The 20,084-nt window shown below is 67.0% G+C and carries 19 protein-coding genes and 1 tRNA gene; 7 read left to right on the top strand and 13 right to left on the bottom strand.

What is annotated here, in order from left to right; all coding sequences use genetic code 11:
* From VNS22_RS22000 to VNS22_RS21955, 10 genes are all read right to left on the bottom strand, one after another.
* A partial coding sequence (locus VNS22_RS22000) for a hypothetical protein (RefSeq protein ID WP_325736293.1) occupies positions 1-484 on the bottom strand: 484 nt, incomplete at its 3' end.
* Positions 481-3,033 (bottom strand): hypothetical protein, encoded by a 2,553-nt coding sequence (locus VNS22_RS21995; RefSeq protein ID WP_325736291.1) that lies wholly within the window; start codon positions 3,031-3,033, stop codon positions 481-483. The genes VNS22_RS22000 and VNS22_RS21995, both read right to left, overlap by 4 nt.
* 747 nt (positions 3,034-3,780) lie before the next feature.
* Entirely contained in the window at positions 3,781-4,809 is a 1,029-nt protein-coding gene (locus VNS22_RS21990) for an alcohol dehydrogenase (RefSeq protein WP_325736289.1), read from the bottom strand.
* 127 nt (positions 4,810-4,936) lie between these two features.
* A complete protein-coding gene (locus VNS22_RS21985) occupies positions 4,937-5,545 on the bottom strand; it encodes a flavodoxin family protein (RefSeq protein WP_325736295.1) in 609 nt (202 codons plus the stop codon).
* A 5-nt stretch (positions 5,546-5,550) separates the two neighbouring features.
* Positions 5,551-6,261 (bottom strand): type 1 glutamine amidotransferase domain-containing protein, encoded by a 711-nt coding sequence (locus VNS22_RS21980; protein WP_325736287.1) that lies wholly within the window; start codon positions 6,259-6,261, stop codon positions 5,551-5,553.
* 145 nt (positions 6,262-6,406) lie between these two features.
* Positions 6,407-8,203, bottom strand: a complete 1,797-nt coding sequence (gene sdhA / locus VNS22_RS21975; protein WP_325736285.1) for a succinate dehydrogenase flavoprotein subunit — start codon at positions 8,201-8,203, stop codon at positions 6,407-6,409.
* A gap of 22 nt (positions 8,204-8,225) precedes the next feature.
* Positions 8,226-8,930 (bottom strand): SDR family NAD(P)-dependent oxidoreductase, encoded by a 705-nt coding sequence (locus VNS22_RS21970; protein ID WP_325736283.1) that lies wholly within the window; start codon positions 8,928-8,930, stop codon positions 8,226-8,228.
* A gap of 10 nt (positions 8,931-8,940) precedes the next feature.
* Positions 8,941-9,771 carry an enoyl-CoA hydratase/isomerase family protein gene (locus tag VNS22_RS21965; RefSeq protein ID WP_325736281.1) on the bottom strand — a complete coding sequence of 277 codons (831 nt, stop codon included), beginning with the start codon at positions 9,769-9,771 and terminating at the stop codon, positions 8,941-8,943.
* A gap of 103 nt (positions 9,772-9,874) precedes the next feature.
* The gene (locus VNS22_RS21960; RefSeq protein ID WP_325736279.1) at positions 9,875-10,543 is read right to left on the bottom strand and encodes a response regulator transcription factor; all 669 of its coding nucleotides are present in this window, start codon (positions 10,541-10,543) and stop codon (positions 9,875-9,877) included.
* A 45-nt stretch (positions 10,544-10,588) separates the two neighbouring features.
* Positions 10,589-10,957 carry a response regulator transcription factor gene (locus VNS22_RS21955; protein WP_325736277.1) on the bottom strand — a complete coding sequence of 123 codons (369 nt, stop codon included), beginning with the start codon at positions 10,955-10,957 and terminating at the stop codon, positions 10,589-10,591.
* A 459-nt stretch (positions 10,958-11,416) separates the two neighbouring features.
* Between VNS22_RS21955 and VNS22_RS21950 the strand changes: the two genes are divergently transcribed.
* From VNS22_RS21950 to VNS22_RS21925, 6 genes are all read left to right on the top strand, one after another.
* The gene (locus VNS22_RS21950) at positions 11,417-12,622 is read left to right on the top strand and encodes an epoxide hydrolase family protein (protein WP_325736275.1); all 1,206 of its coding nucleotides are present in this window, start codon (positions 11,417-11,419) and stop codon (positions 12,620-12,622) included.
* A 34-nt stretch (positions 12,623-12,656) separates the two neighbouring features.
* On the top strand, positions 12,657-13,079 hold the full coding sequence (locus VNS22_RS21945) for an Ohr family peroxiredoxin (protein ID WP_325736274.1): 423 nt from the start codon (positions 12,657-12,659) through the stop codon (positions 13,077-13,079).
* Positions 13,080-13,114: 35 nt separating this feature from the next.
* Positions 13,115-14,149, top strand: coding sequence for an alpha/beta hydrolase (locus tag VNS22_RS21940; RefSeq protein ID WP_325736273.1), 1,035 nt, complete (start codon positions 13,115-13,117; stop codon positions 14,147-14,149).
* Between the two features lie 5 nt (positions 14,150-14,154).
* Positions 14,155-15,006 carry an alpha/beta hydrolase gene (locus VNS22_RS21935; protein ID WP_325736272.1) on the top strand — a complete coding sequence of 284 codons (852 nt, stop codon included), beginning with the start codon at positions 14,155-14,157 and terminating at the stop codon, positions 15,004-15,006.
* 67 nt (positions 15,007-15,073) lie between these two features.
* Positions 15,074-15,598 (top strand): hypothetical protein, encoded by a 525-nt coding sequence (locus tag VNS22_RS21930; RefSeq protein WP_349261861.1) that lies wholly within the window; start codon positions 15,074-15,076, stop codon positions 15,596-15,598.
* A 37-nt stretch (positions 15,599-15,635) separates the two neighbouring features.
* Positions 15,636-16,280 (top strand): isochorismatase family cysteine hydrolase, encoded by a 645-nt coding sequence (locus VNS22_RS21925; RefSeq protein ID WP_325736268.1) that lies wholly within the window; start codon positions 15,636-15,638, stop codon positions 16,278-16,280.
* 6 nt (positions 16,281-16,286) lie between these two features.
* Here VNS22_RS21925 and VNS22_RS21920 read toward each other — a convergent pair whose 3' ends face one another.
* Entirely contained in the window at positions 16,287-18,821 is a 2,535-nt protein-coding gene (locus VNS22_RS21920) for a PAS domain-containing protein (protein ID WP_325736266.1), read from the bottom strand.
* Between the two features lie 155 nt (positions 18,822-18,976).
* Here VNS22_RS21920 and VNS22_RS21915 point away from each other — a divergent pair, with 155 nt between their 5' ends.
* The gene (locus VNS22_RS21915; protein WP_325736264.1) at positions 18,977-19,330 is read left to right on the top strand and encodes a hypothetical protein; all 354 of its coding nucleotides are present in this window, start codon (positions 18,977-18,979) and stop codon (positions 19,328-19,330) included.
* 267 nt (positions 19,331-19,597) lie between these two features.
* Here VNS22_RS21915 and VNS22_RS21910 read toward each other — a convergent pair.
* Together VNS22_RS21910 and VNS22_RS21905 are read right to left on the bottom strand one after the other, a co-directional pair.
* A tRNA-Arg gene (locus VNS22_RS21910) sits at positions 19,598-19,673 on the bottom strand.
* Positions 19,674-19,747: 74 nt separating this feature from the next.
* Positions 19,748-19,894, bottom strand: coding sequence for a hypothetical protein (locus VNS22_RS21905; protein ID WP_325736262.1), 147 nt, complete (start codon positions 19,892-19,894; stop codon positions 19,748-19,750).
* Between the last annotated feature and the right edge of the window lie 190 nt (positions 19,895-20,084).

Raw genomic sequence — 20,084 nt, 5'->3', positions numbered from 1 at the left:
CGGCTAGCGGCGTCCCGGCTGCATCTCGACGCGGCGGCAGCGTATCCAGCCGCTCCGTCATGATCCGGTAGAGCCCGAGGCCGCCGCCTGTCCCGATCTCAAGTGCGAGCGTGTCGTCCTGCAGGAGCAGTGGCGGCAGCGTGAGGTCGGGCTCCTGCCCGGAGGCATCAAGCGTCCCAAGATAGTCGGCCTGCATCTCCGGTCCGGCACCGCGAACCCGGCTGACCGCGAGGCGCGTGCTTTGCCCGGGCATGCCTTGGACGCGGAGCTGCCAGAATGCTGCCCCCGCGCTGTCCCCGGCACGCCAGTGGAACTGGTCCGATCCCGATGCCCCGCTGCCCATGACGCAGATGGCGCCGTCGAGCGGCTGCGCCTGCTCCGGCAGATCATTCGGCTCGATCTCGCCGCTGCAGCCATGCACTACTTCGGCGCCTGCTATCCGGCCGGCCAGAAGCAGGAAGCCCAGGACGATCCCACCGATCAAGCGGACTTGCATTGCCCAGCCACCTTCGCCGCCTGCTGGCCTGCCTGCCGCTGCTTCTCCTCCGCCTCGATGATCTTCGCGATGTTCTTGGCATAGTCTGTGCCAGCCTTGATCGCCTCCGGATCCCCATTGGCGACGCCGAGCGCCATGGCGATGGCGGCCGCGGTGCCATTGGCCCAGCAGAAGATCTTCCGGCCGAGGACACGCCACGAGCGCGCAGAACCCTCCGGCACCTTATTGGTCTGGGCATGCTCGGTTGCCGCCATGTGCAATCCGTTCTCGAGCTCGTCGCGCGGGACGGCATTGTCCGGATCGAGGCGCCACCAGCCGAGCCAGGGCTGCCCGTCGAGGAGGACCGCCCGTTCCGGGGCGAGCACCGTCGCACCTGCGTCCAGCGCCGCGGCAAGCCGCAGCTTAGCTTCCGCGGACGCCTCGATGCCTGCGACGGGTCCGCGGTCGCCAGGATCCCAGCGGCGAACAGGAACCGAATCACGCTGCGCCGCCGCGAAGATGCGGGCTACGTCGACGCGCGCCGGATCGATGGCAGCCAGATCCGAAGCATTGTCGGGCGCGAGCCGCTCAAGCAGCCGGTTCGTCTCGACGACCAGCCGCTCGGCCACCAGCGAGGCGGCGGCCCACGCAGGTGGCAGGCCTGGCGCTGTCCCCGGCGAGCGGACGCGGTCCATCGCCAGATCCATCACCAGATCGCTGGCTGCCGGTGGCGCGCCCGCCCGCGACGGAGTCCAGCGCAGCACCGAGATCACCGGGAGATCCAGCTCGACCGAACCGCTCGCCCCATCGCCCAGCATGGCATCCACCAGAGCGCGGCGCAGATCGGCATGCGCCCCGTTCAGCCGGCCCATCGATTGCAAGAGCAGCGCCAAGTCGTCGCCGGCCGGCGAATCGTCCGGTGCCGGCGTCGCACCGGTCGCGAAGGCCAGGTGCACAGCGCCGCTCAGCGCGCGATAGTCCTCGTCGGTTTCCTCCAGCGGCGCAGCGTCTGGCTTCCCTCGGGCGCGGCCTACCACCCCCAGCCGATCGAACACCGTGATCCGGTGGGTGATCTCGGGCCGGCCTGGAAGGCGCACCCGGACATCGAGGAACTCGGCGAGCACCCGATCCTCGGCCGCTTCGGCGTCCAGTACCGGTGGTGCCGGTGCTGCCGGGCCATCAGTCGAGAACACATCGGTCAGCGCATCCCCCAAGCCCGCCATGCTACCTGCCGCTGGCGCGCTCGCCGGCCGCCTCAGCGGGAAGGCGTTCCCCACCACCCGGGCCTCACCGATGCGGAGCACGGGCGTGTAGCCCTGCATGCCGGCAGGCGGTGCCATGCCGCCGGGCTCGCCGAACGGCTCCGCATGATGGAGCGAGATGCCCGAAGCGAGATCCGCCAGACGGACCTCATGCTCCAGCAGGGCACGCTCGGCGGTGCCGGTATCCTGCCGTTCCTCCAGCACCACGTGCAGGCCCACCACGGCGAACCACTCGTCCGGCGGCTGAGGGACCCTGGCGGAAGCCTTGCACGGCGCATCAGCACGGTCCGGGTCGAGCACGTCCAGGTCGCGCCAGTTGCCGTCCGCGAAGATCTGCACGAAGCCATGGCGCCGCAGCGCGTCGGGAACTTCCGCAACCCGTCCCAACGGCCGTTCGATTCCGGCAGCCAGCAATTGCGCGGTCAATTCGTCGGCAATGCCCGTGGCTTGCCGGTTGGCATCCGCCCAGGTCGCGGCGATCGCCTCCAGCAGCCGCCGCGCGTCCGGATCCTGGACCAGAGGTACCGCGTCCGCCGCACCTTCGGCGATCAGGACCTGGCGCGGCCGGCCCCAGGAACTCGCCCGCTCCTGGATCGCGCGCAGGGAAAGCTCATCCAGCTCGCACTCGGCCCAGCGCAGCTCCGAACCGAGCCCCTTCGCCTGGAGCAGCGACCACAGCAGATAGGCCTTGTCGTCAGGGCCGCCACCGCCCGCGCGGATGGTGGCCTCCGGCCCGCGGAGGATGCCCGGATAGGATTCTAGACCCAGGGCCGCGATCTGCTGGCGCAGCGTCTCCGGATCAGCGGCGGCCGCCGCGGCAAATGCCCCGAGTGCCGGCGCCGCGTCACCGGCCTGAACTGCCATCGCGTCCGGCGCGTAGCCGGCTGCAGCGGCCTGCGCGAGCAGCCGCTCGACAGCCTGCGGGTCCGGCGGAGACATCCGACCGTCCCGGTAGAGACGGGCCAGAGCGAATGCGGCGGCCGGATTACCGGAATCGGCCGCCCATTCGTAGAGACGGGCCGCCTGTTCGATCTCGCCTGCACGCTCCAGCGCCCGGGCCTGGGCCAGTTGCAGGTCCGGTGCTGCGGGATTGCTGCCGAGCGCATCGGCGCAAGTCATCAGTGCCTGGTCCGCATCGATCTGGTCGATTGGCATGCCCGGCCCTGCGGTCGGATCGCCGGCCAGGGCACGGCACGCAGCCGCGGCGTCTTCCACGGCCACGGCCGGCGGACAGGCATGCAACGCCACGCCTGTTACCAAGCCGAGCATGACCAGCCACGTGCGTCGCGAGATCATGGATGCTGGCTCCCTGATCTGCCTGCGCAAGCGCAGGCTCACTCACGCGACGGCGCCGGACTGGTTCTGCATCAGTAAGACGCCCGACATGAGCTTCGTGGAAGATTTGCTTGCGCATCGATGCTGCACGTTGCCAACAAATGGGTCAACGAGTATTGACTCCTAATAAAGGCTTCTGGTTCTGGAGGCAGTATAAGCTTCGAGACAAGAAGTCCCAGGAATTCTGGGTAGCAGCCGATGTCACCATGGTCAGGCTGCCGGGCTTTGCTGGTATTGGGTGATGGCAGCGTCGGCTGCACTGTCCCTTTTTATTGAATGGCCATGGGGCAATCGCAATGGTTGGAGCCGAGCGAGGCCAGACGCCACTTCGCCCGCTGGGTGGAAGCGGCCGCCTCGGAGCATGGGTCCGCACAGGGTGAGTTCCTGGCGGCCTATGAGGCAAACCGGCAGAACGCGGCGCAGATCGTGGGGAGGGCGAACTCCCGGTGGCACCGTTGCGCGCGGTGCTGACGGCCAGCAGCGGCAGCTTCTATCGAAGCGCCGATTCTCTGCTCGGGTTCCTTGCCCACGCCCGCGCTGTCGACAGATATATTGACGTCCGGCCGAGCGGACTGCTCATCGACAAGGATTGGAACATACTACCCACACCTCCTCTACGAGCTGGCGACCCAGCTGCAGAAGAATGATCCTTCCGGCGGCACCGAAAGTTAGAGCGACGGTGGATAGGCGTAGGTCATGGCCAGAGTGCTAGCTATCAGGCCTCATCTCGATGACCATCCGAAACCGTGCCTTGTTGGCGAGCATCCTGGCATAGGCTTCGGGTGCGCGCTCGAAGGGCACCGTCTCGATCATCGCGCGCACGTCCTGCAGCAGGCTGAAGTTCAAGGCGTCTTCGATCTCCACGGGCGTGCCGGTGTTGATCCCGGCGATCGAGCGCTCGCCGAACAGGAGGTCGGCCACCTTGACCTGCATCGGCTCAAGACCAGCACCGACGACGACGAGCTGCCCGTTCGGGCCGAGGCCGCCCAGCAGGGGCCCGAACGTCCCCGGATTGGCGGCGGTTGCCACGACCACGCTTGCGCCGCCAAGCTCCCGCAGGCGCCGGGCGGGATCTTCCGCCTCGCTGTCGACATAGTGATGAGCGCCCAGCGAGAGGGCGAGGTCCCGCTTGTCGGGGCCGCGGGCGATGGCGGCCGTGCGGAAGCCCATATGGCGTGCGAACTGGACGGCAAGGTGACCAAGACCGCCGAGCCCCTGGATCGCGACCAGTTCGCCCGGCCGCGCCACGGACTTGCGCAGCGCGTTGAAGGTCGTGACGCCGGCACACTGCAGGGGAGCCGCTTCCGCGGAGTGCAGCGACTCGGGGATGGCGACGAGCGCATGCTCGCTCGCGAGCATCATTTCGGCATAGCCGCCGTCGAGATGGATGCCCGTGATCAGCTGGTTGGTGCAATTGACGAAGTCGCCACGCCTGCAGGAGGGGCACTTTCCGCAGCGCCCGGCCAGGAAGCCCACGCCGACGCGCTGGCCGGGCGACCAGCGTGCCACCCCCTCGCCCACGGCATCCACCCGCCCGACCGCTTCATGGCCGGGCACCCGTGGATAGTTCACCCCGGGGAAGCCGCCCTCCACGGTCAGCACATCGGTATGGCAGACGCCGCAGGCTTCGACCGCAACCCGCACCATGCCCGGAGCCGGCGGCTCGAGCGGCCGGTCGACCAGTTCCAGCTTTCCTCCGCCGACAGCCTGAAACGCTCGATAGGTTGCCATCGCCATATCCGTTCTCCGACAGCCTGGCCGTGCCTACCGGCCTGCAGTGTCGCCGGTATCTCCGCAGCCGGCGTGCAACAGGCTTGCTTGCGGCTCAGGGCGGTCTGCACGGCTGATTCCGAAGTTCCGGCTCTCATGCCGGGATGCGGCCCCGGGCCATCTGCTGCGCCACTTTCGCCACCCGTTCCCCCAGCTGCTCGGCGGTCTGCAGGTCCGACGCGGGCGGCACCAGGTCGGGTCCCTGGTCGGCATTCGACTGTGCCGCGGCCCCGAGCCAGAAGCCCAGGCGATTGAGATCGTCCTCGGACCCCGTGGACTGGTTGTTCCCGGCGGGCACCCCGAGATTTACCCAGTGCATCCCGAGCTGCGCGGCAAGGACAACAAACTGGAGCAGTGTCACCTCCTTGTCGCCCGAGCGGGACGCCGAATTGGTGAACCCGGCAGCGATCTTGTCCCGCCAGGCACCCGAGACGAACACCTTCGACGTGGAGTCCATGAAGCTTTTGAACGGGCCCGACACGCTTCCCATGTAGGTCGGTGCGCCGAAGATGATGGCGTCGGCCTTGGCGAGGTCGTCCCAGCGCGACTGCGCCTCCTCTGATGTCAGGAAGAGCACGGACGTTCCAGGCACCCGTTCCGCGCCATGGCGGACCGCTTCGGCCTGGCGGGCGGTATGTCCGTAGCCGCTGTGAAAGACGATGGCGACCACGACATCGGCTCTGGTGGGTGGATCGTACGACATGGCGATCACGCTGCGCTCGAACCGCGGGCCGGGGACTGCATGTCGGACAATAGCTTCAGGAGGGCCTGCGCCCCTGCGGTCGAGGAAGCCGGGTTCTGCCCGGTGATCAGGCGTCCATCAGTGATGGCGAAGCTCTGCCAGTTCGGCACCTTCTCGAACCGTCCACCCAACCGCTTAAGCTCGTCCTCCACCAGGAACGGCACCACATGGGTGAGCCCCACTTCCTCTTCCTCGTCATTCGTGAAGCCGGTGACGCGCTTGCCCTTCACGATCGGATCGCCCCGGTAGGTGACCCGGTGAAGCGCAGCCGGCGCATGGCAGACGGCAGCCACCGGCTTGCCGGAATTGTAGAACGACTCGATCAGGGCAATGGAATCCGGGTTGTCGGCCAAGTCCCACATCGGCCCGTGTCCGCCGGGGTAGAAGACGGCGTCGAAGTCGTCCGACCGCATGTCCGCGAGCGGTACGGTGCTCGCGAGTTCCCTTTGCGCCACAGGATCCGCCTTGAAGCGCGTCATGGCGGGGGTCTGGTTTTCCGGCAGGTCGCTCTTCGGGTCGACCGGCGGCTGCCCGCCCTTCACCGAGGCGAGCATCAGTGCCACGCCGGCATCGCGGAACACATAGTAGGGTGCAGCGAACTCCTCGAGCCAGAAGCCGGTCTTGCGGCCGGTATCGCCGAGCCGGTCATGCGACGTCAGCACCATCAGGATCCTCATTTCGCTTCTCCCTGGGCAAATGATGGAAGTCATCGACATGAAGCCACCGCCAGAAGGCCAAGTCACTTGCACCTTGGTAGCGGCGACACCTTGGTGTCGGTGCGAGGCGAACGCAGCCGACGCAGAGCTTCCCACGAAGAAATAGTCAGTAGACGCGCTCGCCAGGTGGGATCGAGGCGACCTCGTTCGACAGCGGCTGCAGATGGACCGGCCGGTAGCCGACACGGGCCCGGCCGACATCATCCAGCCAGCAATAGGTGTGCTTCAGCCAGTTCCAGTCGTCGCGCTTCGGGAAGTCTTCCCGCGCATGCGAGCCGCGACTCTCGGTCCGCGCGATGGCCGAGTGAAGACTGACGACCGCCTGGGCCATCATGTTGTCGAGTTCGAGTGCCTCGACGAGCTCGTTGTTGAAGGTCAGCGAACGATCCACGATGCGCAGATCGCCTTGCAGCCGCGCGGCGACGCCGCCCAGCCGGTCCGCCCCTTCATCGAGCAGCGGACCGTTGCGGAAGACGGCGCAGTGCCTCTGCATGACCTGCTGCATCGCCAAGCGGATGGCCTGGGCGCTGCTGCCGCCATTGGACCAGCGCAGCCTGTCGAACCGGGAGATCGCCCGGTCGGTCGCGTTGCCCGGAAGCGGCGCATGTTGCTCTCCCGCCCGGATGGTGGCGGTCGCGCGTTGTGCCGCGGCACGGCCGAAGACGATGATGTCGAGCAGGGAGTTGGACCCGAGGCGGTTGGCACCGTGCACCGACACGCAGGCGGCCTCTCCGATGGCCATGAGGCCTGGGACGACGGCTTCCGGGTCGTCGTCCCGCCCGGTCACTGCCTCGCCGTGCAGATTGGTGGGGATGCCGCCCATGTTGTAGTGGACGGTCGGCAGCACCGGGATCGGTGCACGCGTGACATCGACCCCGGCGAAGATCCTCGCTGTCTCGCTGATGCCGGGAAGGCGCCGGTGGAGCAGGTCGGCACCGAGATGTTCCAGGTGAAGGAGGAGGTGGTCCTTCATAGGTCCGCATCCCCGGCCCTCGTTGATCTCGATCGTCATGGCGCGGCAGACGACATCGCGGCCGGCGAGGTCCTTCGCATGAGGCGCATAGCGCTCCATGAACCGCTCGCCCGCGGCATTGGTCAGATAGCCACCCTCGCCGCGCGCACCCTCGGTGATGAGGCAGCCGGAGCCGTAGATGCCGGTCGGATGGAACTGGGTGAACTCCATGTCCTCCAGCGGCAGGCCGGCGCGCAGCGTCATGGCGTTGCCGTCGCCCGTGCAGCTGTGCGCGGCGGTGCAGGAGAAATAGACCCGGCCATAGCCTCCGGTCGCGAGCACCGTGCGTTGAGCGCGGAAACGGTGCAGCGCACCCGTTTCCAGGTTCCAGGCGATGAGGCCCCGACACACGCCCTCCTCGTCCATCAGCAGGTCGAGCGCAACATACTCGACGAAGAACTCGGTGCGGTGCGCCAGGCATTGCTGATAGAGCGCATGGAGGATCGCATGGCCGGTACGGTCGGCCGCAGCACAGGTCCGCTGCGCCATCTTCCTGCCGTACTCGATGGTCTGGCCACCGAACGGGCGCTGGTAGATCCGTCCATCTTCGGTGCGCGAGAACGGGACGCCGAAGCGCTCGAGCTCGAGCACGGCCGGAACGGCCTCCCGGCACATGTACTCGATCGCGTCCTGGTCGCCGAGCCAGTCGGAACCCTTGACCGTGTCGTACATGTGGTAGCGCCAGTGATCGCCATCGCCCATGTTGCCGAACGATGCCGCCATGCCGCCCTGGGCCGCGACCGTGTGGCTGCGCGTGGGATAGAGCTTGGTGACGCAGGCCGTCTTCAGGCCGGACGCCGCCATGCCCAGGGCCGCGCGCATGCCGGCACCGCCGGCGCCGACGATGACCACGTCATACCAATGCTCGATGATCTCGTAGGCCCGCGTCATCCCGGCAGCCCTCCATGATTGGTCAGTGGCCGGCGATCTGGCCGCCATCGACATGAAGGATCTCGCCCGTCACGAACGGCGCGGATTCCAGGTAGAGCACCGCCTGGACGACGTCCGCGATCTCGCCCATGTGCCCGACCGGATGCAGCCGATCGAGCGCCGCGTGGGTTTCCGGCGGATGCATCGGCGTCCGGATGATGCCGGGCGACACGGCGTTCACCCGGATGCCGCGCAGGGCGTACTCGATGGCCAGCGCCCTTGTGGCGGCGTTCAGCCCGCCCTTGGTCAGCGATGCCAGCATCGCGGGAACCTGCGAGTTGGCCTGTTCGGCCAGCGTCGTGGTGATTTGCACCACGTGGCCCGCGCCACGCTTCTCCATCTCGGCCATGACGAGCTGGGTGATGTGGAAGAAGCCGGACACGTTGACCGCGATGGCCGCGCGATAGTCCGCCTCGGAATATTCCGTGAATGGCTTGGCGATGAAGATGCCGGCATTGTTGACCAGCGTATCGATGCGCCCGAACCGGGCCATGCCCTCGGCAACCGCGCGCCCGGCGGTCCGGCGGTCGGCGATGTCGCCGGCAATCGCCAGGACGTCCGGATCGTGCCCGGACTTCACCGAGCGTGCCGTCGCCACGACGCCGTAGCCGCGCTCGCGGTAGGCAGCGACCAGGGCCGCCCCGATTCCCTGGGAGGCTCCGGTGATGATGGCCACTTTCTGTTCCATCCTGGTATCCTCACCGGCCGATCTGGCCGACATAGCGGCCAAGCCGCGCCTCGACGTCGCCCGGCGTGTGAAAGCCGAGCGTCATCAACGTCCTGATCCGCTCCTGCGCCGCCGGGCGGTCCAGGGAGGCAAGGAAGGCTGTCCATTCCGGCGCGATATCGGCATCGGCCGGCAGGCTCGCGACATCGACCAGGCGCTTGGTCTCGGCGACGGCCTGCCGGTCGAAGGTCGAGATCCGCGATGCCAGGCCATCGACGAAGCGATCGAGTTCCGCATCGGGAAAGGAGCGGTTCACGTAGCCGTACTGCGCAGCGAGCTCGCCATCGATGTCGTCCGCGCCGAGCAGCACTTCGAGTGCCCGGCCGCGTCCGATGAGCCGCGGCAGCCGCGCCATGGGCCCTCCGCCCGGCACGAGCCCGGCACCGACTTCCCACTGCGACAGGATCGCCTTTTCCCGGCTGGCGAAGCGCATGTCGCATGCCAAAGCGAGTTCGCTGCCGACGCCGGTCGCCCGCCCACGGATCTTGGCGATCGAGACCACCGGCGCGCGGCTGATGCGCACGAGCAGGTCCGGCAGCTGCTGCAGGCCGGTAGGCCCCGGTGGCAGGCCGAGCGTTTCCTCCGGCTTGGCCAGGAAATCGTAATGAGTGATGAAGTAGCCTTCGACGGCGCTGTCGAACACCACGACCTTCACGTCGGGATCCGTCTCCAGTGCCGTGACGATCGCGTTCAGCTGCGGCAGGGCCGCCGGCCCGAAGATGTTCAGGGGCGGATGGTCGAAGGTGACGCGCCAGAGCGCTGGCGAATGCCGCTCCAGGCGGATCTGCTCGGTGTCGGACATGTCTGCCTCCGATGGCCGGTGCACCGGGAAAGCCCGGCAGCCCCTAGATGACAGACAGTGAAATCGGCTTCCATCAGACCAAGGTATCGCCGACACCATGGTGTCAGTTGCGAACGGATATGCCGAGCCTCGCTGCAATATTGATGAGATCTGCCAGCGAGGTCGCTGCCATCTTGCGCATGACCCTGCCACGATGGGCCTTCACCGTGATCTCGCTGATGCCGAGTTCGCCGCCGACCTGCTTGTTCAACAGGCCGGTGACGACCAGCGCCATGACCTCCCGCTCCCGTGTGCTGAGTGAGGCGTGACGGGCCTGCAACGCCCGCAGTTCCGTCATGTGGTTCAGCGCCGTACGGCTGTGCTGGATGGCACTGCCGATCGTTTCCAGCAGGGCCTCGTCGCTGAACGGCTTGACGAGAAACTCGATGGCGCCGGCCTTCATCGCGCGCACGGTCATCGGCACGTCGCCATAGCCGGTGATGAAGATGATCGGCATGTCGCTGCGCTCGGCGACGAGTTGCTGCTGCAGGTCGAGCCCATTGAGGTCGGGCAGCGAGACGTCGAGCACCAGGCAGCTCGGGACGGTCGGGCGCGGGTGGGACAGGAAGGCCTGGGCCGAAGCGAAGACATGGGCCTGCCAGCCTGCCTCGCGGATCAAGGCCTCGAGCGCCTCGCGCACCGAGATGTCGTCGTCCACCACGTAGACGACTGGCGTGACCTCGACCATGGTGCTGCGGCTCACCTTGCCGGCCATCGTGCACGACCATTCCATGTGTGACCTCCACTGCATCGCCGCCACCGGCACGGAGGACGGCGATCACGGTTGCAGCACGGCTTCGAGCGCATCGAGCAGTGCCGTGTCGGTGAACGGCTTGAGCAGACACTCGACCGAGCCGCTCCGCCGCAGTTGCCGGCAGAACTGCTCGTCGCCTTGAGCAGTGATGAAGACAATCGGGATCGTGCGCCCGCGGCGCGTCAGTTCCTGTTGCAGCTCGATCCCAGACATACCCGACATGCCGATGTCGAGCACCAGGCACCGGGTCTGGTCCAGCAGGTCCGCCGCGAGATATTCCTCGGCCGAAGAGAATGCCCGGGCGACGTAGCCGAACATACCGATCAGGTCCGGCAGCGACTCGCGGATCGACTCGTCATCGTCGATCACCGCGATGTATGCCGGCTGCTGCATCATGCACTTCCCGTCGCATCCGCCGCCGGCGAGGGTGCCAAGGGCCAGTCCGGTTCAGGCGCGATCGGGCCCGCAAGCTGAGCCAGTGACACTCCGCCTGGTCCCGGCGGAATGGTCTTCATCGCGAAACTCCTTCGTGTGGAGGGGATTCCACCATCTTCCCCGGATGATGCGCCCATGGCGGGCGAACGACCCATAGTACCTTAGTATCGGTTCGCGCTTTTCGGCCCTCTTGCTAACGAGCGCTGTGCGGCGGCGGCGTGCCCTGCCGCTGATATCAAGGTATCGGCGATACCATCGTCCAATCGCCGCCCGGTGACCGATCATCGAACATGACGGACGAACGTGCTCATCCAGCCATGCCCTTGGCTGCGGAGGAGAACCGTCATGCCGGAACCCCAGCCATCCCTGACGCGACGCGACATGCTCGTCGCCGCTGCCGCCGCCGGAGTAGCCACGATGACCTCAGAGCCGCGCGCTGCCGAACCCGATGCCGTTCGTCCGTTCCAGGTCCATTTCCCGGACGATGCACTGGCCGATCTGCGCCGGCGGATCACCGCTACGCGCTGGCCGACGCCGGAACCGGTCGCGGGCGCCTCGCAGGGCGTGCAGTTCGCCACCATGCGCAAGCTCGCCGAATACTGGCAGACGGAACACGACTGGCGGAAGGTCGAGGCGCGGCTGAACGGCCTGCCGATGTTCCTCACCGAGATCGACGGGCTGGATATCCACTTCATCCATGTCCGCTCGAAGCATCCGGGCGCCCTGCCGGTGATCATCACCCATGGCTGGCCGGGCTCGGTGATCGAGCAGTTGAAGGTCATTGGCCCACTGACCGACCCGACCAGCCACGGCGGGACGGCCGAGGATGCGTTCGACGTGGTGATTCCGTCCCTGCCGGGCCATGGCTTCTCGGCCAAGCCGTCGGCCACGGGCTGGGATCCCCAGCGCATCGCCCGGGCCTGGACGACCCTGATGAAGCGGCTGGGCTATGACCGCTTCATCGCCCAGGGCGGCGACTGGGGCGATGCCGTCTCGGAGCAGATGGCCGTGCAGGCACCGCCGGAGCTGGTAGCGATCCACACCAACATGCCCGCGACCGTCCCGGACGAGATCGCGAAGGCGCTCGCCGCGGGCGAACCGGCGCCAGCAGGCCTGTCCACGGAGGAGCGCAACGCCTACGAGCAGCTCGACTTCTTCTACAAGCACGGCCTGGGCTACGCCCAGGAGATGGCGAACCGCCCGCAGACCCTCTACGGGCTGGAGGATTCGCCGATTGGCCTTGCCGCCTGGATGCTCGACCACGATGCCCGCAGCTATGCGCTCATCGCGCGGGTCTTCGACGGCGCCAGCGAGGGCCTGACCCGGGACGACATCCTCGACAACGTCACGCTCTACTGGCTGACCGGCACGGCCGTCTCCTCGGCGCGCCTCTACTGGGAAAACAAGCTCGCCTTCTTCGCGCCCAAGCACATCGCCATTCCCGTCGCCGTGAGCGTCTTCCCGGACGAGATCTATGCGGCGCCGCGAAGCTGGGCGGAACAGGCCTTTCCAAAGCTGATCCACTTCAACCGGCTGCCCAAGGGCGGGCATTTCGCGGCCTGGGAGCAGCCGGCGGCATTCACTGCCGAACTGCGCGCCGCCTTCCGGCCGCTGCGCGCCTGAGCCCATACCCCGCCCCTTTCACAGGAGAAGCTGCATGGAGCAGCAGGACAAGCTGATCTACACGGCCAGGGTCCACACCACCGGAGGGCGCGAAGGCGGTGCCTCCCGCAGTTCGGACGGCAATCTCGACATCCGGACCGCGCTGCCCGGCAGCCACACCGCCGGCACCAACCCCGAACAGCTCTTCGCCGCGGGCTGGTCCGCCTGTTTCGAGAGCGCCATCGGCATCGCCGCACGCAGGAAGCGGGTAGCCCTTCCGCCGAGCTTCGCGATTGATGCGGAGGTGGATCTCAGCCTGGTGAACGGCTTCTACACGCTGGGCGCCAGGCTGGCCGTCAGCCTGCCGGGCCTGCCGCGCGACGTCGCCCAGGCACTCGTCGACGAAGCCCACACGCTCTGCCCCTACTCGCGGGCGACCCATGGCAACATCGACGTCGTGACCACGATCGCCGTCTGAACTCAGGTCCGTCGCCAGCCAGGAGCAAGAAAGCAATGCCCAAGCATGTGCAGGACGGGCCCGTCGATCCCGTTCGCCGCCGGTTCATCGGCACGACGGCGATGATCGCCGCCGCTGCCGAACTCGGGGTCCTTCCCGCAGCGCGAGCTCAACCTGCCAAACCGTCGACCGGGGCCTTCGACCGGCTGCGCGAGGTCGAGACCGGGCCGCTGAGCGTGAGCTACGCCGAGAGTGGCCCCACCGATGGCCCCGCGGTGATCCTGCTCCATGGCTGGCCCTATGACATCCACAGCTATGCCGAGGTCGCACCGATCCTGGCGGCGCAGGGCTTCCGGGTGATCGTGCCCTATCTGCGCGGCTACGGCCCGACGCGGTTCCTCTCCGATCAGACGCCGCGGAATGGCCAGCAGGCCGCCCTGGCCGCCGATGCGGTGGCGCTCATGGACGCCCTGCAGGTACAGGACGCGATCCTCGCCGGCTACGACTGGGGGGCCCGCACTGCCAACATCGTGGCGGCCCTCCATCCGGAACGCTGCCGCGCCATGGTGTCGGTGAGCGGCTATTTGATCGGCAGCCAGGCGGCCAACCAGAAGCCCCTGCCGCCGACGGCGGAGCTGGCCTGGTGGTATCAGTTCTACTTCGCGACCGAACGCGGGCAGGCCGGGTACCGGGCGAATACGCGCGATTTCGCGCGGCTGATTTGGAGGACCGCCTCGCCGGAATGGCGGTTCGACGACGCCACCTTCGAGCGCAGCGCCGATGCCTTCCGCAACCCCGACCATGTGGCGATCGTGATCCACAACTATCGCTGGCGCCTCGGCCTGGCGGAGGGCGAGCCGCAATTTGACGGGATGGAGAAGGTGCTGGCCGCGGCACCGGCCATCTCCGTCCCGACGATCACCCTGGAGGGTGATGCGAACGGCGCACCGCATCCGGAGCCCAAGGCCTATGCCGCGAAGTTCGTCGGCAAGTACCAGCACCGGACGATCGGCGGCGGCATCGGCCACAACCTCCCGCAGGAAGCGCCCGATGCCTTTGCACAGGCGGTGGCCGATGCCAGCCGGATGTGAGCGCCATGGTCCGGCCCACCACCTATCGCACGATCACCGTCCAGGACCTCCCGATCTTCTATCGCGAGACTGGTGATCAGGCGGCGCCGGCCATCCTGCTCCTGCACGGGCTGCCGTCGTCCTCCCGCATGTACGAGCCGTTGCTCACGCGGCTGGCCGATCGCTTCCACCTGATCGCCCCAGACTATCCCGGCTTCGGCCACAGCGCCGCACCGCCACCCGGCGACTTCGCCTACACCTTCGACCATCTGGCCGAGGTGATGATCCATTTTTGCGAAGCGGTCGGCCTGTCCCGCTACAGCCTCTACATGCAGGACTATGGCGGCCCGGTCGGCTTCCGGATGGCATTGGCCCATCCAGACCGCCTGGACGCCCTGATCGTGCAGAACGCCGTGGCGCACGAAACCGGGCTGGGCGATCTCTGGACAGCCCGCCGCGCCTTCTGGGCCGACCGCGCCACCCACGAGGCTGCGCTGCGCCGCAACCTCCTCTCGCTGGAAGCGGCCCGCCAGCGCCACGTCGGCAGCGATCCCCGGGTCGAACGCTACGACCCCGATCTGTGGACGGATGAGTTCGCCTTCCTCAGCCAGCCCGGCCAGGCAGAGATCCAGGCCGAGCTGTTCTATGACTATCGCCACAACGTCGCCGCCTACCCGCTTTGGCAGGCGTGGCTGCGCCGGTCCCAGCCGCGCCTGCTGGTGCTGTGGGGCAGGTACGATCCCTCGTTCGACATTTCCGAGCCTGAAGCCTTCCGGAAGGACGTGCCGCAGGCCGAGATTCATCTCCTGCAAGCCGGGCACTTCGCCCTCGACACGGCTGCCGATCAGGTCGCGGCAATCGTTCGCGACTTCCTCTGACCGGCAGGCTTCAGCGCCCACCGACTGCTGCCCCGTCTGGGCAGACCTCCTGATGAAGGAACGGGACATGAGTGACACCCCGATCGTCGACTCCAGCTTCACCGCAGTCATCAACGCGCCGATCGAAAAGATCGACCTTCCCGGATGGTGCTTCTCGCTCGCCGAGAAGGAGTATCAGGGATGTTCTCCCGCCCACATCGCCGCAGGCTTCACCACAACGCCCGACGGCAGGCGAATGTCGATCAATGTCGAGATCATCGGCGGCAGCCTCATGGTCCAGCACTATGTCGAGACCCTCGGCAGGAAAGACCACCTGGTCCTGGAATCGGTCTCCGACGTGTTCACGCCCTCCGGCAGGACCACGATGCATATTCTCTGGGAGATGAGCGTCCGGGCCATTGACGACCAGAGGTGCGAGTTCACCAACCACGTCCGCTCGACTGCGACCGACGAGTTCCGGATCTTTCTTGATCGTCAGGGCATTCCTTTGGACGTGGCCCGCGCACAGCGACAGCCCATGTCGATCGCGCACAACCAGAACGAGACGCCCCTGTTCGCCGCGAGCATCGAACGCGCCGCGCTCAGGAACTGAACGGCCAGGCCGACACTGGCCATAACGGGGAACGACAATGTCCCAACCAAGCTACGACCGCCGGTCGACGGCGCTCCTGTTCGTCGACCCCTACAATGACTTCCTTTCCGAAGGCGGCAAGATATGGCCACGGGTCAAGGAGGTCGCCGAGGAAGTCGGCCTGATCGATAATCTGAAAAGCATCAGCCAGGCGGTGCGGCGCGCCGGCATGAAGGTCTTCATCGTGCCCCACCGCCGCTGGGAGCCGGGCGACTACGCGTGCTGGTGTCATCCCAACCCGACCCAGCGCGCCATCATGAAGCGGCATTCCTTCGCTCGTGGCGAATGGGGCGGCGATTGGCATCCGGATTTCGCTCCCCGGGACGGCGACATCGTCGTCAAGGAACACTGGGCGCAGAGCGGCTTCGCCAACACCGATCTCGACCAGCAGCTCCGGCAACACGGCATCACGCACGTCGTCGTCGTAGGTCTGCTCGCCAATACCTGCATCGAGTCGACCGGCCGCTACGCCATGGAGCTTGGCTTCCACGTCACCCTCGTCCGGGACGCCACCGCCGCCTTCTCCAGGGAGATGATGCATGCCGCGCACGAGCTCAACGGGCCGACCTATGCCCATGCCATTCTGACTACCCGGGAACTCATCGCAACCCTGCCGGACGCCGGAGCTGGCGGAGCCGCCTGACGCCGATCAACGTTCTGCGGCGACGACAGCAGCCTGCTCCAGGTCGTCGGCCTTTCCCGGCTGCCGCTGCCCGGCGGCGGTCGGGCTGCAGGGGATGGCGAAGGAGAACATGGCGCCCGGGCCGGGATCGTTCGGCCGGGCCAGGATCCGTCCGCCATGGGCCTCGATGATCGAGCGGCTGATCGAGAGGCCGATCCCCATGCCGTCGGCCTTGGTCGTGTGGAAGGCCCGGAAAAGCCGGTCGATGTCGTCTGGGTCGAGCCCGATGCCAGTGTCGCGGACGTGGAAGCTGACCAGCCCGTCCGGCTCGGCGCGGCTGGACACCCGCAGCTCGCGGGCGCGGTCCTCCACCTCGGCCATGGCGTCGGCAGCGTTCAGGACGAGGTTCAGGATGACCTGCTGAAGCTGGACACGGTCGGCCAGCACCGGCGGAAGATCGTCGCGCAGCTCGGTGCGCACGGTCACGCGCCGCCGCTGCAACTCGCTCGACGACAGGGCGAGCACCTCCCGGGCGGCATCGTTGAGGTCGACGCACTCCAGGCTCGGCCGCTTGCGCGTGAACAGGCCGTGCAGGCGCTTGATCACCTCGGAGGCACGGTTGCCGTCCCGGATCGTGCGCCTGGCGGTCGTCCGCGCGCCCTCCAGGTTGGGCGGGTCCGCGTCCAGCATCCGCAGGCAGGTGCCGGCATTGGTGATGATCCCGGCGAGCGGCTGGTTCACTTCGTGGGCGATCGACGCGGTGACCGCACTGAGCGCCGTCACCCGCGCCACATGGGCCAGCTCGGCCCGCGCGTGGTTCAGGTCGGCCTCCGCCAGCTTGCGCGCCGTGATGTCCTGCAGGGCCCCCATGAAGACCGGGCGGTCAGTGATCTGATTGATCCGGTGGCCTATGACGTGAGCATGACGGATGTCGCCGCTGGCCCTGAGGATCCTGAACATCAGCTCGAAACTTTCGCCGCTGACGGCCTCGGCTAGCCGTGCCTCGACATCGGCCAGATCCTCGGGGTGGACAGCGCTGATCATCCTGCCCAGGGTCACCGTGGTGGCAGGCTCGAAGCCGAACACCTGATAGACCACCTCGGACCAGTTGAGTACATCCCGCTCCACATCCCAGGTAAAGCTGCCGGTCTGGCTCAGCCGCTGGGTGGCGGTCAGATAGGCGTTGGTGCGGGCGAGGTCTGCTTGGCTGGCCAGCAGTGCCGCCTCGGCAAGCTTGCTCTCTGTCACATCCTGAGTGCTGCCCAAATAGAGGACCCGCTCGGTGACCGCGGGAATGACCTCCATAACCGTGTGGAGATGCTTCACGCCACCCACGGGAGTCATGATCCGATAGTGGATGTCGCAGGATTCCTGGGCCCGCACCGCGTCGGTGAAGGCCGTGAAAGCATCGGCCCGGTCCTCCGGGTGAATGGCATCCAGGACCATTTCCATGGTCGGCGGAACGGCGGGATCGAACTCCCAGATCCGATAGTTCTCCTCCGACCAGACCTGCTCGCCCGACGACGGTTCCAGGGAAAAGCTGCCGGTCTTGCTGAGGCGCTGCGCACCAGCCAGGAAATGGTTCGCACGCCGAAGCTCGGCAGCGCTGGCAGCGAGCATGGCGTCCGAGTGCGCCCGCTCCATGGCGATGCCGGCGAGCTTGGCGAACCGGTCGATCAGCTCCTGCTCCTCGTCGGTCGGGCGCCCGGCCTCACGTCGATAGATGGCAAAGATCCCGAGCACCTCCCCATGGCTCCCGAAGATCGGTGCGGACCAGCAGGACCCGAGGCCAAACTCGACCATCATTCCTGGCCAGGCCGACCCACACCAGCGGGGGTCGTTCGGCGGATCGGCAGCGATGACGGTGGATCGGGTCGCGATCGCCAGGGAACAGGGGCCAAACGAAGGGTCGACCTTCAGGCCGTCGAGCACGGCGCTGTAGGGTGGCGGAAGGTTAGGCCCAGCGCCGACCCGAAAACGCAGGCCATCGGCATCGGCGAACAGAATACTGCACAAGGACCCCGGCCTCAGGGCCTCCACCTGGAAGCAGAGCTCGTCGAGAATCTCCGAAAGGGCCATGCCGCGGGCGACCAGCTCCAGCAGGCGCTTCTCGGCGGCCAGCTGCGCTTCCGCGCGCTTTCGGTCTTCGATGTCCGAGCTGACCCCGCACCAGCCGGAGATCCGACCGGCATCATCGTGGAACGGGGCGGCCCTGATACTGAAGCGCCGGTACGCCCCGTCGAAGCGGCGCAAACGTCCCTCGAACTCGGCGGACCTTCCGGCACCCATCGCAGCTTTCCACGCCGCGCACACCGCCACAACTTCGTGGGGGTGAACAATCGACATCCAGCCGGCTGCCCGAGCCTCATCCAGAGTCAAACCCGTGTAGTCGCGCCAGTAGCGATTCACGAAGTCACCGGTTCCATCCGCCTTAGTTGTCCAAACCAAACTAGGCAGAGCGTCGATCATCCGACCGAGGTCGTTCTCCATGCCGGACTTTCCCGGTAGCGCGCCAGGCACGACAAGTGCCATATTCGCCATAGTACCATCGTGCTGATCCAAGTAAACAGACGTGCCGCTCGTCGATCGCTGCGGAGCGTTCTGTCGCCCACAGCCACTCTGCGGCTCCTCAGAGCCTTGAGGGGGCCGCCGGCATCCCGGTCGCGTCGCTGAAGCTGGTCCAGCAGGGCGGCAAGCTCGGCATCGCCTCGAAGTAGGTGTCCGACCTCAAGCCCGGCACCGCCGCGAAGCTGGCGACCACCAAGCACGCGCACGCAGGCTTCGCGGTGGATGCCTGGCTGGCGAATTGGGGCATGATCGGGCTGTCGAACGACAATCTGCAGATCGGCCCCGATGGCAAGGCCGTGCGCGTCGACGTGGGCGGCTCACTTGAGTACCGCCCCCAGGGTGCGAAGAAGGTCTTTGGCCACGAGGTGGCCGAGCTCGCCAGCCTGCGCGATCCGAAGGTCAACGCCCAGGCCGCGGCGGTCTTCGGCGGATCTCGGACGCGGACATCACCGCCTCAGTCGCACGCATCGCCAAGATCAGCGACGAGGACATCCGGCACCTAGTCGAGGCCCACGGGTCCGGCACGTCTGAGAAGAAGGCCAAGCTCAAGACCACGCTGCTCGCGCGCAAGGCCGACCTGCTGGAGAAGTACCCGGCGGCCGCAGCCAGGGCGGTGAAGAAGCGCCTGGACCCGGCAAAACTCCTGGCAGAGGCATCGATCCAGCCCAAGCTGGAGGCAGAGGCAATGGTTACGAAGCGGAATGCTTCCTATTCGCTGACTAGCGCTCCGACATCAGGAAGCATCAAATCAGCTAACCCATTGAGGAGAATGGCGCGCCCGAGAAGACTCGAACTCCTAACCTTCTGATCCGTAGTCAGATGCTCTATCCATTGAGCTACGGGCGCGCGGCCGGCTGAGCGGCGTGGCGGGGTGATAGCGTCCTGGCGAGAGGCGCGCAACCCCGCACTTGGAGGAAAATTCAGTGGGTCGACTGCTCCAGGGTTTCCTGGACCTCGTGCTCCGCGGTGGCATCGACCGGCTCGGGTGCGGGCGGGCCCATGATCACGCGCACCAGGGCGGGGGTGAGCAGCAACAGCAGCAATGCCAGGATGACCGCGGGGCGCATCGGCGCGAACTCCAATCGAAATCAGGTTGCGCTTGCCTAGCGCCTGACGCTCCGAAAGAGAAGATCCGGCGCTCCCATCGCTTGCCGCAATCGCCGGCCGATGCCGGAAGCGGTGGCGGTCTGTCGCGGTGGAGTCTTCAGCCTTGTCCGATCTCGTCCTAGCGATCGCCCAGTTCGACCCGGTGCCGGG

This window comes from Geminicoccus sp. (assembly GCF_035556675.1).
Classification (GTDB): Bacteria; Pseudomonadota; Alphaproteobacteria; order Geminicoccales; family Geminicoccaceae; genus Geminicoccus.
Note: the sequence above shows the minus strand (reverse complement) of the source record. Positions and strands in the feature narration are given on the sequence as shown.